Origin of the sequence: Oceanihabitans sp. IOP_32, from assembly GCF_009498295.1 — a bacterium.
Taxonomy (GTDB): Bacteria; Bacteroidota; Bacteroidia; order Flavobacteriales; family Flavobacteriaceae; genus Wocania; species Wocania indica.
The window spans coordinates 2,896,378-2,910,255 of record NZ_CP040813.1 but is presented as its reverse complement, the minus strand read 5'-3'; the positions used below and the strand labels follow the sequence as shown (position 1 = coordinate 2,910,255).

The following is a 13,878-nucleotide window of genomic DNA, read 5'->3' as shown; positions in this document are numbered from 1 at the left end:
CGAGAGTCTTACGTCCTTTGTTCCGATGTCGAATTCAATAAATAAAAACTCATTTGAGTTTGATAAAACACAAGCTTAGAAAATCTGGAATAGTTAAAAATTTATACGGCTTGTCTTGGGAACATTTTTAGTCACGCTGCAAAAGAATGAATTCACTTAATAGTAGCCATTAAAGATCTTGGTGGTTAAGAGATTTTCAATAGCCCAGTGTAAACAAGATTCAAAACACAAGTTACTTATCATGCTTTTTAAAAGTGAAAATTTTGTATCTTACTTAAGTAAGATTTATCTAATATGAAAAATCGACTTTATCTTTTTTTAAGTTTATTAGTACCTTACTTCGCTTTTAGCCAAGAAACTTCGCAAATAGATTCGTTGAAGCGGCTTCTTAATGATGAAAAGGACGTAGCCAAAACCGTAAGTATTTCAAAGGCGCTTTTTGAGTCGTATTTATACACATCTTTAGATTCAGCAGATCGTTACCGTAAAAAAATCGGACAAATTTCAAAGCAGTATTCTTATACTAAAGGTAATTATTTTTATAACTCCCAGAGTGGTAGATACTATTTTGCCAAAGGCAATCTTGATAGTGCACTACTCCATATAGAAACAGCAGCTAATATAGCTGAAACGCTAGGCAATAAAGCCTTTATGGCTGATAATTATAAAAAAATATCGATTATCTATGATATTTGGAGAAAAGATTCCTTATCGCTAAAATTCATCAATAAGGCTTTAGCAAATGCAAAAGACACAGACGACTGGCGGCTGCTATCCTCTATATATGTGGCACTTGGTAATCGGAGTTTTCAATTCACACAATATCCTGAAGCATTATCTTATTATCTAAAAACAGATTCTATTTACACTACAAATAATAGTTTAGATAAATCCTTGGCTGCGGCCTACTCAAACATAGGTCTCATCTACTCAGAATTTAAAGATTCGCTTGCTGTTAAATACTTGAAAAAAAGTATTGATGTGTACCAAAAACTAGGGCATCAAGAAGGCGTGCATTATGGAGAAGCTGCTTTGGGCATACATTACGCGCTTCAGGGTAATTGCAAAACTTCCATACAATACTTATTAAAAGCTAAAGATTTTTACGAGGCCTATAAAGATGAAAATATGCTTGCGGAAATATATATGAGATTAGGCAACTGCTATTTAAAAGAAAATATTGAAGAAGCTGAAAAATATCTTTTAAAAAGCAATAGCCTTTCCGAAAACTCTAAGAGAATTACTTTTTTGGCTACCAATTATACTGCTTTAGGTAATCTTTATAGTGCAAAGAAAGATTATCCAAAGGCCATCGCTCATTATAAAAAAACGATTCAAATTAGTAGTGGCCTTGAAAACAATAAAGCAGAAGGACTCAATATTTTGGAAGCACACAAAGGCTTAATAAAGGCATATACCGCATTAAACGATTTTGAAACAGCTCTTAAAACCTATGAAAAAAAAGACGTTTTAGAGGATAGTATTAAAAGGTATCAAAACCGTTTGGTGGTAGAAGAACTTGAAAAAAAATATCAAACAGAAAAAAAAGAACAAGAAATACAGTTACTAACCGCACAAGCCGAATTGAAAAAGCAAAAATCCGAAAATGAGAAAACGCTTTTTATTGTGGGCATTCTAATTTTGGGCATTGCTCTAATTGCACTTTATATCCTTTTTAGAAACAAGCAAAAAACCAACGACAAACTGCGACAGTTAGAATCTGCTAAATCCAGGTTTTTCGCCAATATCTCTCATGAATTCCGTACCCCACTCACTCTTATTTCTGGTCCCGTGGCACACCAACTTTCTAAAAAGGGATTGACTCCCGAAGATAAAACCGACCTAAATTTAATAGACAGAAATGCCAATAGACTATTAAATCTTGTAAATCAACTATTAGACTTGTCTAAAATCGAGGCTGGACGAAGAAAACTAAAAATATCCAAAGGAAATTTGAATTTGTTTCTTGAGCATCTTGTAGAGCCCTTTAGCTATCAATCTACACGAAAAGGCTTGACTTTTAACAGTGCCATTAATGTTGCTGAAGAAGCCTGGTTTGATCGTGATCTAGTAGAAAAAATTGTGAGCAACCTCCTTTCCAATGCACTTAAATATAGTGAGCAAAACGGGCACATTGATTTTAGAGCAGAAATGGTAAACGCCAAGGTTTGCATCAGTGTTACCAACGAAAACTCGAGCTTAACCGAAAAAGAGCTCCCCACACTGTTCGATCGTTTCTATCAAAATAACTCGGTAAACGAAGGATTTGGTATTGGATTGTCTTTGGTAAAAGAATTATCCCTTCTATCCCATGGAAAAGTAAAAGCAGATAAGCCCAGCACAGGAACTGTGAGATTTAGGGTAACCTTGCCTATTTCGAAGGATGTCTTTGCAAAGGAAGACTTCATCTTGACAACTAATCTATTGGAAAAAACAGAAACAGAACTTAATACGGAACTCATACTAGAACCCGAGGATATAGCACACACAACAGGCGAATCCCTTCCGCTATTATTAATTGTTGATGACAACGAAGAAATTAGACTTTTTATAAAATCATTACTAAAAAATGATTATCGTATTCTACAAGCTAAAAATGGAAAAGAAGGAATAGATAAGGCGCTTGAGACCATTCCAGATTTAATTATCTCTGATATTATGATGCCTGTTAAAGACGGAATTTACTTAAGTAATACCTTAAAAGCTGATGAGCGCACCTCCCATATTCCTATAGTGCTGCTAACGGCAAAATCGGCAGAAGAAGATGAATTACTTGGGCTTAAAACTGGTGCCGATGCTTATATGATAAAACCTTTTAAGGAAGAAAAACTAAGAGTGATTATTGAAAAGCTGATAGCATCTAGAGCCACTATTCAGGATAAATTTAGCCAGCAAGTCTTTCTTAAACCTCAAGACATGGAACTCACACCGATTGACTCCAAGTTACTCAATAGAATTCAGAGCCTGCTTGACGACCAACTAACGGATCCAAATTTTGGAGCACAAGTGTTTTCCGACCAAATTGGGTTAAGTCGAATGCATTTACACCGAAAACTAAAAGCCCTTACCGGATTTTCAACCACAGAATTTATCAGGATACAACGGCTTAAACTTGCAGCCAAACTCCTAAAAGATGGCGGTGTAAACATCTCAGAAATCGCATACACGGTTGGATTTAATCAACCCGCATATTTCTCAACCTGCTTCAAGCAATATTTTGGTTGTTCCCCGTCTGATTACGCCTTTTAACAGAAGGCTTTATTGTGAGATTCAAGCTATGTTAGTTGTGGCAAGAGCTTTTGTGTAAATCTGCAAACCTCTTTATTTACTTAAAGCATCAATTTATAGCCTTTCAAAATTTTTGTGCTGTTTTTCAATGTGTTAGGAATAAATCTTTTCAACCCTAAGAGTTCAATTGAAGAAAAACCAAATAAAAGTAACTCGTAAAAAAATCTAAAATTAATGACTTCAATAGAAATTATCATATTAAATATTTCTGAAATTAGAAGACGCAGTACATAATTATAGAATGGAATTCCCAATAACTATATGAATTGGAAGCCTGACGAAAATACTTTTACGTTTACAGAAACGATTAAGCCTGTTTTAGAAGGCGAGCATCTTTTCCATAAAATAATTGAGAATTAAGGAAATTTAGGGGATTATCAATCGCCTTGAAAAGCATTAAAACACCCTAATTTGAAAAAGGAACTCGATTTCCCCATGAAATATCTAGCGTAATTTTTAAGTATGATAAATGAACTTAAAGAATCGAATCTGAAAAACTTGAGAATCGAGAGAAATCTGTTCACACAGGGCAAATATTGAGTTATTTAATAACAATTGGAATTGAACGACCACAGATATGGGACTAGCTGAAGTTAAAACTCAATACAGGGAAAAACGAAAAAAATTTGTTCCTCATTAAATTCAATAAACTTTCAAGTCGATCACGTTCCATAATCTACAGTTAAGCAAAATTGCATCAAAACTTAATCTAAAAACACCTTTTGCAAAGTTGTTGTTAACAGTTTTAAATCAAATTCTAAACAAATTAATTAGTTTACTAGCCATCATTTGTAACAAAAGCAGATGAAAACCGTCAAATAAAAAAATAAAATGATGAATTCGTCTAAAAAATAAAAATGATGAATTCTCAAAAAACGACGTTATTTTGATGTTTTGTTTACATACGTTCGCGCACTTGCGGACATACCAAAAATTGACCAAGATATTTGTCGGGAATATTTTAAACCTACTGCAGGATTTTGCAGCATTCTATTTGGTTTGGATAACAGGTAATGTAGGTGACTTGAAGGCTTCCAAATCTCTAGGCAACCATTTGTAAAAAATACGGCTTTATAAAGAACACGTTGAATTTAATAACCAAATAAACCAAAGAAATATGTTAGAAAATCCAAAAGTAAACATCAAAATCAAACTAGCGGCTTTATGGGCATCTGTAACCTTTTGCTATTTGTATGGAGACTATTTCGAACTTTACACACCAGGAAAAATAGACAGTTTACTTACTGGTAAAAATATTCTAGACAGTCCAACCAAAATTTTAATAGCCTCAATAATTTTAGCAATCTCTTCCGTAATGGTTGCTGCATCAGTTCTACTTAAACCAAAATTAAACCGAATTCTCAACATCATATTTGGTTTGTTCTTTACCCTAATGATGGTATTTATAGGAATCAATTCAATGACGGAATGGTATAGCTTTTACGTCTTTCTAGCATTTTTAGAAAGCATTCTTACATTTTTAATTGTATGGTACGCCTTTAAATGGCCAAAACATATCAAACAATACTAGATGTGTACAACAGTAAGAAACAAGACAGCTCGAATAGCAGGATGACTTTAATTTAATCACTAATATCTAGTTACACATATTATGATGTTCTTAATCCTTTTAAAATAAAGAACTTTGAACATTTTTTAAAATGTTATCTTGCTTATTTGAAACCATTGTTAAGAATTAAAGGAGCTATTTTGTAAATTAAGGCATTTCTGTTTATTAGTTCGTTAGAATCAATAGTTAAACATGTATTCTACCAATTTTAATCTTACGGAAATATATAAACCTTAGTATTTTAAACCTAACAGCATAATGAAGAAAAAAATAAAACTAATTATAATTCTATTCATTTCATTTCATGTTTATGGACAAGAAAATAAAACATTAAGTGAAGCACTTTGGGAAAGAGCACAAAATTGCTATGCAATGTTTGAAGATTCTGATGGAGATGGAAAAGTTGATTATGATGAAATAATCGACGATTCTAAAAATGGATATTTAAAAGTTTCAGGCACTTATCCCACTTGCGGTTGTACTTGTGAAAGCACCATAGCTGCTTATAAAACAAACTCTGATGCTTATGTATTTGTCGATAAAAATAGTTGGAACTGCTCTTGGCGAAAAAATATAACTTCAAGTAAAAGTTTGAATAAAATTTTTCCATTTGATTTTGAGTCTGATGGTTTTTTTTCAAAAAAAATAGAAAACACAACGCATCATGCCACATTTTATCTCGATATTGAAATTCCAAAAACCGGAACAGATACGAAAGTCTCGATAAAAATGATTCCGTTTGGATTACATATTAAAAGCAAAAAAAATATTGAATTTGGGTATTCTGAAGCATTGGGTTACTCAAGCATTAGCCATTACCCTACACTTATTTATAACATAGTTAAAGATTTACAAGATGAAGAAACACTAAACCATTTGTTGAATAGTCGATTTGATGAAATTTCAAATCAAGATATGAAACTAATTAACGAATCGGTTAACGATAAAAATTACTTTAAAAATAAAGTTGAGCTGATAAAATATCTCAAGGAATTAAAATGCAAATATGATTTGTACACAAAAATAAAGCACGAGTCGTTAGTTTTAGGATGGAATCGAGAAAAAGGAATATTCTATATTAAAACGAAAGGCTCAAGTCCTAAAAAAGTTTCATTTTTAAATTTTTTGAAAACTGCCGAATATTGGAGTGCAATGTGTTAAAAACAACATGAAATAATCTAAAAAATGACTAGAACACTTAACATATTTCTTATTCTCTTTTTGATTTCTAATTCAATTTTAGCTCAAAATAATGATTCCCTAACCCAAGATATCAGATTAAAATACAATAATATCAGGACCAATTTAGGGACGTTAGATTCCACAAAGATTGATATTTGGGGCGAATCTGCTGAGGGTGGAATAGCAACAGCTTTTTATAACCGCTCTAACTTAAAATTAATTCAAGTCGTTTGGTTTGGTGAAACTGGAAAGAAAATGATTGAATATTATTTTTATAATGATAAACTAATCTTTGCATTCGAGCAGGCGTTTAAATACAATCGGCCAATCTATTGGACCAAAAAGGACTCCATAGAAATGTTAGATGACGATGAGGTTTTTGACCCGCAAAAAACAGAAATAACCGAAAACAGATATTATTTCAATAATGAAAATTTATATCTATGGCTAGACAATGAAAAAAAAGAAAAAGATGTAACTACGGCTACTAATTCAGAAGTGGGAAATAGACTGGTTACTCATTGTCGTAAAATAATAGACGAACTTAAAAAATAACAACAAAAACGGTCGTTTTAAAAAAGTACGGACACTAGAAGCATTTTTACTTTTTTTCTAATCACAATTTCAACACCCATGTTTGCAAAAAATTTAAATCCCTTAAGCAATAAGCTCTTAGCAGACTTTAAAAAAGCTCTTAAAGAGGATAATACCATAAAAAATATTGAATATGCCCAATTGAGGGTCGGAGATATTATTACACTTTCTTTTCTCAGCTACGTGCAAGACGTAAAAAAACCTTTAGAAATTTACTCAAATATTGAGATAAAAGCAACACTGTTTAAAGAATAAGCTGGTATAAATTATCGTCAATTTAAAAAGAAATAAACCATTAAAACGTTCAAATGAAAATTACCCAATATGTATTAGTACTACTGTTTATTATTGGCGGAAAAGCAATCAGTCAAGAGAACAATTTACTGTATCAAAAAGATGGATTTAAAATTTATAAATCGTCAGCAATATTCAAAGGCACAGAAATTTATAACGCCAAAAAAGATTTAGAAAAACTAAAAGAAATTGAAGACTCGGATGAATGCCCTCATGATTACTCATTTAATTATTCTCCGCTCTCATTAGTTGGTAATTATTACAGTTACGAGGCCTCAGAAGGTGGAATTCTTGGCTGTGGAGTTCCAGGAAGTATAGTAGCAATTAAAACCATTAACCTAAATACCAACAAAGACGTTTATTTAACAGATGTTTTTACAAAGAAAAGTATTCTAAAGGCATTAAAACAGGACAAGTGGATTAAACAGATACAAAGCGAGACTAATACAGATTTTTCAAAATTAAATTCAATTACAGCGCTTATAAAAGCAATAAATGAGTTAAATTATGCCAAATTTAAACGGTCTGGTTTTACAGTTTTAAAATATGATTCTAAAAAAGGAGAGGTACTCATTCGGTTTGTCGGACAACAATATATGGGTTTTAACCATCACAAACACTTACAATTAGGATTAAGGCTAAAGCCAAAACAAGAGTTTAAACACTTATTAAAAACCAAAACAAGATTCGTCTTGGGAGATTTTAAAAATGGTCTAACTAAATAATAGTACCACATAAGTGAGTGATACTTTTTTAAATATATAATTTGTAGATTCGTTCATGTATAATCCCAAAAATAAAATTAATACCATGCAAAAAAAAGCCCACCTACTTCTTCTCGTTTTATTAAGTTTATGTTTAACTAACTGTAATAATAACGATGACGACCAAGCCCCATTAAACGCCAATATCATTGGAATGTACAAAGTAACTTCTGTAAAAAGCGACACCAACCTTAGAAGTGGAGGTTATATAGGAAGCAATTCCGAACTTACGCCGCATTTTACATGTGAGGACATTACTTTGGAAATAAAACCAGATTTTTCATTTGTATGGAATGCCCAAATCATATCTCAAACCTATAATAATTCTACCGGATTTTATTCAGATTTACAATGTGCCCCTTTAACGGTAAACGGCGTAGTTACGGCTACCACTAACACTTCTTTTACATTGCGATTTACCCATAATACTTCACAAGAAACCGCGGTTTTTAATCTAGTAGATAACAATTGGCAATACCAATCTACCCAAGACGTGTTTTTTCAAGGGCATATAACTTTTGTAGATGGCGTGGACACACTTTATCCAGATGCCGTTCTTACTATGGTTTACGAAAATATTGAAGTGGACTGAACCTAAATAGTGTCTGGACCTAAACATAGCAACATTAATTTTGTTTCTTTTTGCACCCTTTCCATTTGTTTTTAATCATCTGATGATAGAGCATCAACTCACAAAAAGTAGATAAACACGGCATCAAAAATAATTCAAATTGTAAAAATAGTCTGTTTACGACCAGACCCTACATATTAAAAAAGACAATCTATAAATGCAAAATATTAGACTTACAGATAAATTTAATTTTTTCAGAATAGCTTTGCTAAAAAATAGTGGAATACTACTAATAGCCTCACTATTCATTCTTATTGGTGTGGCTATAATCTATTTTAATTTTGTACACGAAAAATCTATCATACTATATGTTGTTGGAGCCTTTGTTGTAGCCTTACCTCTTTTTGGTGTTTTATTTACGGTGCCATCCAGTTTTATGCACTATTATGAGCAAGCTATGACCAAAAAATATGGCCATTACATAAAAGCAACCATTACCAATAAAGAAATAGAAGACGCCTCTTATTATGAAACGGTTGGAACCGTTGGAAATGCGGGCTATAGAAAAGATTGGATTGAGCAATATAATCTATACTTATAAATATAAAAACAACACCTATAATAATAGTTTTTACGCAAATGATAACACCATTTTTGAAGCATTAAAACTGCAAAGTTTAATACCCATTAAGTTTTTAAAAACAGACCCTAAAAAAGCAACAGTACTCGTTAAGAACTTAACAAAATAACAAAAACAAATGATTAAATTCTTAAAAGTCAGCACAATAATAATAGTAGTTCTATTACTTGTAGCAACAATTGTTTTGGTCATGTTGCAATCACTAATTACATTAGTTGCAGTGCCTACTAGTATTCTTTTTGGTTATTACTTAATGGTTTTGTTTCTCATATCAATTTTAAAAAAACAGCCCTCAAACCAAATTTTAGCGCTAATTGTTTGGGTATTATTTTTAACACCATTACTTTGGTTACTTATAGACCCTTATAGCTTATCTGAGTTATTGATGCCAAAAATGAATATTGACATGAAATAATCGTACAGCAAAATGACACCTTCCCAATTTAGAAATCTACATAAAGCTAGCGAAGACCTAATTGAAAAATTTGTTCAGTTATCAGCTACGCAACAACAAGATTTAAAACCTTGTATATTAGAATTAGCAGGAAGAAACCATACGGCATTCCAAAAACAACAATTAGCACTTTGCGGATTAATGGCGTTTTCATTAAAAGATTACCTATCCATTTTTAAAACCCTACCAGAGTATTATTTTGCTGAAAAACAATACCAAAAATACCGCCCAAAATGGTTTCAAGACTATATTGATGGCTATTTAAAAAATCTAAATGCAATTCAATTTGAAACTATTGCAGATTTAATTAACAGTTACAACTACGTTTTTAAAGATAAATTAATCCTTAAAAAACTCATTCATTTAGATGAATTGTACGAAATAAATCCAAAAGATACGTTTGAAAGCACAATTGTTTCACTATTAAGTAACTATCCAAAATTTGTGAAACAACACATCTATTTGTTATTTACAGAAGAAGCCGAAAACTATTTTGAAGACGCACAAAGCAGGTCTAGGTACAAAGCGTATTATATAGATATAGACAGTTGGGTTAAAATTATCTATAAACTATACGAAACAATAGAACTAGACAGGGTTAAACTTTTAACCACTTGTATGTTTACACCTTTAAAAAATTTAAAAGTGAATACACGACATTGGTTTTATAAATTATTTGCAAAATTAAAACCAACCAAAGAAGAACTAAAACAGATAGAAGAAGAACTGGTTTTAAGATATCAAGCAAAAAATTTAGAAATCATACAAACTGCTTTTTTGCAACCAGAAATAGATGCGAAAACATTTAAAGAAGTCTTTTTGCCAGAATTGCGCTATGTTATTGACGAATATTTAGAGGCTAAGAAAGTAATACACAACAACAAACTGCCCGTTTTTAAAGGTTTTACAACTAATGAAGTAAAATGCGAAATTCTACAAGCCATTACAAGCTTAAATAAGCATAGCAAAAAGGCATACATTCCTTTAACAGAAACGGTAAAGGCAGAACATTCAATACATTCAAAATTTGGAGGTTTACCGTATCTCACACCAGAAAACGATTACCCTAAATGCTCTAATTGCGGAAAACACCTTCAACTATTAGTACAATTAAATCTTGAAGACCTGCCTGAAAATACAGAAAACGGACTCATTCAATTATACTTTTGTACCAACCCAAATACTCAATGCGAATCTAAATTAACATCAAAAAATTTAACCACTAGTATTTTCAGAAAGCTGGAAATTACAGGTAATTCCGTAATAGATAGTCCAGATAAGGAACCTATTTTTCCTGAAAAACGAATTACACAATTTATAGAATTTATAGATTATCCGCACCGTGAAGATTATTATAAAATGGGTATTGAATTACAAGTTCCTGATGCTATTTATGATTATATGATGGCCAACAATATTGGAACCACAAATGCCAACGATAAATTATTTGGTTATCCGCATTGGTTGCAAAGTTCTGAGTTTACCAATACTCTAAAATCGGATAATGAGCACTTACTCTTTCAGCTAGCTTCAAACGATAATTTACCCTTTATGTTTGGAGACTCGGGAATAGGATATTTACTAAAAAACAGAAACCATAACAACCCGTTATCCTTTTATTGGCAATGCTTTTAATTTTTTAGATTATGATATTAGATACTATTATAGAATTCTCATCAGAGAAAGACCTTTATAAAAACTGCTGGTTAACCAAATTGCCAAAAGATTATATCGCACCAACTGAAGATGAAAAAAAATGGCTTTGGAAATTTGTGGCAAGACAAAATTATTACCAAAATTTAAGTGATTTAGAAAAACAAAACCTTCAAAAAATAACAGAAAAAATTGAAAACACTGTTCCTATGATTACCTCTAACGGTAGTGTTTTAGGCGTTTATCACAGGTTATATCTATCCTACTCTATAGGAAAAATGTTTATTTACAATGAGGTCGTTTCTCTTAATATTATTTCTTCAATTGTAATATATCCAACGTTTAAATTACGTAAAGTATTAAATGAAAGCGGATTAGTGGTTTGCCAAGGTGTAAATATGCTTTTAAAACCAATCCATACCATCTATAACTTAATCGACCTTTTAAATGAAACTTATAAAACCCCAGAAGCATCATTAATTTTAATGCTATCTGAATTTAACGAAACATTTATAAAAAAAACGCACAATAATTGGATAGATGATTTAAAATATATTGAAGCTATTATTAACAAACAACAAACTCATTTTCAAGATAGAATTGCACAAAAAACAAAAGAATTAAAACAAAAAATAGAAGTATTTATTACGGAAGTTTTACCAAAAATTTTAGAAACAGATCATAGATTAAAATCGGTAACAGACGTGGTAACTGTAGGATGCAACCAAATAAAAAATCAATTAAACATTTTAAATAAATTTTTACCAATGCTTAAAGACCCTAATCAAGTGTCTTTGCATTTATCGTGGCAATCTATCATAAAAGATTTTCAAAATGATACAGACTTGATTGTACACGAAATGGCACATGTTATAGATTTTACAAATGGCGGACTAAACGGTGTGCCTAGCGTATCTAGAAAATTTAGTGAAATTTGGACAACAGCCTTCGAGCAAGAAAAACAAAAACAATCACTCTTAAACCCTTATGCTTTTAAAAACGTACTAGAATTTTTTGCAGTTTGCAACGAAACCTTTTTTAAAGACCCAGAACTATTACAACAACAATTGCCAACTATTCATGATTCTTTAATTAGAATATATGGTTATACGCCCAAAAAGAATAAAAAAGCCAATACTTTAGAGTACGCTAAATTAGCTTTCTTTTCAAAAATGAGTGTTTTAAAAATTTGAAATTTAATGAGATAAACTTTGTATATGATAAAGATAACAAAGTAAAACAATTAGGATTTTAACACAGTATCTGCCAGGTCTTGGTTAATCAGAAAATGCCATGTAGGTTATTTTTATAACGTACTAAATAATTCAAAAGAAAACAATGTGAACGTCTCAGAGTAGAGAAAATCGTTCGAAATAAAATTGTAATACATAAAATGAAACTACTACTGCTAGGTTTACTTTTCACTTTTTCAAATTGTAATAATAACAATAAAATGTTAGAAAATAATATTCAGAAAAATTACGGAGCGTTTATAATGATGCCCGAAAATGAAGACGCTTCATTTAATTTAAATTTTACAAAAAATGAAATTGAAATACAGCAAGCTTCCCAAAAAACCACTATTCCTTTGCAACAAATAGTCGATTATGAAGATTATTACACAGCCCCAAAAGGAAGAATTCTAGATAAAAACAAAACACGTGTTATTCATATTTCAAAAAATGTGTTTAATAATAATGATGGTATAGAAGTACTTATTCAAGTCGCTTTTATGGGGTCTAAAACAGAAAATTATGACCCATTTGTTATCGATTTTCTGCTCAATGAAAAAGGCGAAGTACAAGTGTTTGGCTCTACATATAAAGGCACTGGTCAAGGTTCAAATCCTGTTTTCGCCATAATTGATGGTCAAGCCTATTACGGCATTTATGATAATAGATATTTAGGAGATTTTCTGTATCCGCATCAAAAATTAAATGCGATTCCACATATTACAAAATCCAAGTTCACAAACGGAGTTATCGTTTACAAACACCATAGTTGGGATTATGCTAAACAACAAAACATATCTATTGAAGAAACCATAAAAAGTAAGCAAGATTTTATTAACCAGCTAATTGGCAATAAAGATGAATCACTTATAATAAACCATTCTATTCAATATTATGATATAGATTACCACCCACCACACCTAGAAAAAGTCAAGGTAAAAATGGTTGCTACCTATAACGATACGTATTACAACCCCAGGGGTATTAGAAATTTAATTGAAGATTTAGGACAATGCAATTCTATTAAAATAGTACCCATTTTAATGGATTATCTAAATGATGACCGCAGTTTAGATTTGCCGGCAGACGATTACGGCAACACAACAGTTGGCCGTATTGCAGAAGCAGCACTATCTAATATTTTTAGAAATAAACCAGAGCTATTAATCAATTATAACAAAACATATATAACCCTTGAATTATTGAAAAAATGGTGGAAAAGCAACAAACATTTGTATGAATTGAATGGAGATCGTTTTTAACAACATATAATCCTCAACACGACGCATGGCGCACATTGTACTTTACCATTTTCTGTATCTCCAACCGTAATTTTTGACTTGATCTGTGTTTTGTAAAATAAAAAAGCTGAACATCGTAAAATATTCAGCTTTTTAGTCGGGGTGGCAGGATTCGAACCTGCGACCTCCGCGTCCCAAACGCGGCGCGATAACCGGGCTACGCTACACCCCGAAAATGTAATTTACTATGTGATTTTTTTTACAAAAAAACTTAGCTGGTTATCTAATATTGCGGAGAGACGGGGATTCGAACCCCGGGTACCCTTTTGGGGTACGACGATTTAGCAAACCGCTCCTTTCGGCCACTCAGGCACCTCTCCTCTTTTAATGAACTT

The 13,878-nt window shown here is 31.7% G+C and carries 12 protein-coding genes and 2 tRNA genes; 12 read left to right on the top strand and 2 right to left on the bottom strand.

Translation table 11 applies throughout. The features are described from left to right. Positions 1 to 294 precede the first annotated feature (294 nt). The 12 genes from FEZ18_RS12180 to FEZ18_RS12125 all read left to right on the top strand — a co-directional run bounded on the left by FEZ18_RS12180 (position 295) and on the right by FEZ18_RS12125 (position 13,504). Positions 295 to 3,249, top strand: a complete 2,955-nt coding sequence (locus FEZ18_RS12180) for a response regulator (protein WP_153268570.1) — start codon at positions 295 to 297, stop codon at positions 3,247 to 3,249. A gap of 1,156 nt (positions 3,250 to 4,405) precedes the next feature. After that, on the top strand, positions 4,406 to 4,819 hold the full coding sequence (locus FEZ18_RS12175) for a DUF6326 family protein (RefSeq protein ID WP_153268569.1): 414 nt from the start codon (positions 4,406 to 4,408) through the stop codon (positions 4,817 to 4,819). Positions 4,820 to 5,116: 297 nt separating this feature from the next. After that, the gene (locus FEZ18_RS12170; RefSeq protein ID WP_153268568.1) at positions 5,117 to 6,019 is read left to right on the top strand and encodes a hypothetical protein; all 903 of its coding nucleotides are present in this window, start codon (positions 5,117 to 5,119) and stop codon (positions 6,017 to 6,019) included. A 24-nt stretch (positions 6,020 to 6,043) separates the two neighbouring features. Next, entirely contained in the window at positions 6,044 to 6,595 is a 552-nt protein-coding gene (locus FEZ18_RS12165; RefSeq protein ID WP_153268567.1) for a hypothetical protein, read from the top strand. Between the two features lie 78 nt (positions 6,596 to 6,673). Then, entirely contained in the window at positions 6,674 to 6,889 is a 216-nt protein-coding gene (locus FEZ18_RS12160; RefSeq protein WP_153268566.1) for a hypothetical protein, read from the top strand. Positions 6,890 to 6,942: 53 nt separating this feature from the next. Then, complete coding sequence (locus tag FEZ18_RS12155; RefSeq protein ID WP_153268565.1) at positions 6,943 to 7,653, top strand: hypothetical protein; 711 nt, start codon at positions 6,943 to 6,945, stop codon at positions 7,651 to 7,653. An 85-nt stretch (positions 7,654 to 7,738) separates the two neighbouring features. After that, complete coding sequence (locus FEZ18_RS12150; RefSeq protein WP_153268564.1) at positions 7,739 to 8,284, top strand: hypothetical protein; 546 nt, start codon at positions 7,739 to 7,741, stop codon at positions 8,282 to 8,284. 196 nt (positions 8,285 to 8,480) lie between these two features. Beyond that, positions 8,481 to 8,864 (top strand): hypothetical protein, encoded by a 384-nt coding sequence (locus tag FEZ18_RS12145; RefSeq protein WP_153268563.1) that lies wholly within the window; start codon positions 8,481 to 8,483, stop codon positions 8,862 to 8,864. Positions 8,865 to 9,021: 157 nt separating this feature from the next. Continuing rightward, on the top strand, positions 9,022 to 9,318 hold the full coding sequence (locus tag FEZ18_RS12140) for a hypothetical protein (protein WP_153268562.1): 297 nt from the start codon (positions 9,022 to 9,024) through the stop codon (positions 9,316 to 9,318). A 12-nt stretch (positions 9,319 to 9,330) separates the two neighbouring features. Beyond that, entirely contained in the window at positions 9,331 to 10,992 is a 1,662-nt protein-coding gene (locus FEZ18_RS12135; protein WP_153268561.1) for a DUF6493 family protein, read from the top strand. Between the two features lie 11 nt (positions 10,993 to 11,003). Next, positions 11,004 to 12,203: a zinc-dependent peptidase gene (locus FEZ18_RS12130; RefSeq protein ID WP_153268560.1), complete on the top strand. Its 1,200-nt coding sequence runs from the start codon at positions 11,004 to 11,006 to the stop codon at positions 12,201 to 12,203. Between the two features lie 200 nt (positions 12,204 to 12,403). Next, on the top strand, positions 12,404 to 13,504 hold the full coding sequence (locus FEZ18_RS12125; protein WP_153268559.1) for a hypothetical protein: 1,101 nt from the start codon (positions 12,404 to 12,406) through the stop codon (positions 13,502 to 13,504). Between the two features lie 136 nt (positions 13,505 to 13,640). Here FEZ18_RS12125 and FEZ18_RS12120 read toward each other — a convergent pair. Together FEZ18_RS12120 and FEZ18_RS12115 are read right to left on the bottom strand one after the other, a co-directional pair. Then, a tRNA-Pro gene (locus tag FEZ18_RS12120) sits at positions 13,641 to 13,715 on the bottom strand. Between the two features lie 60 nt (positions 13,716 to 13,775). Continuing rightward, positions 13,776 to 13,863: transfer RNA gene (locus FEZ18_RS12115), tRNA-Ser, on the bottom strand. Positions 13,864 to 13,878 lie beyond the last annotated feature (15 nt).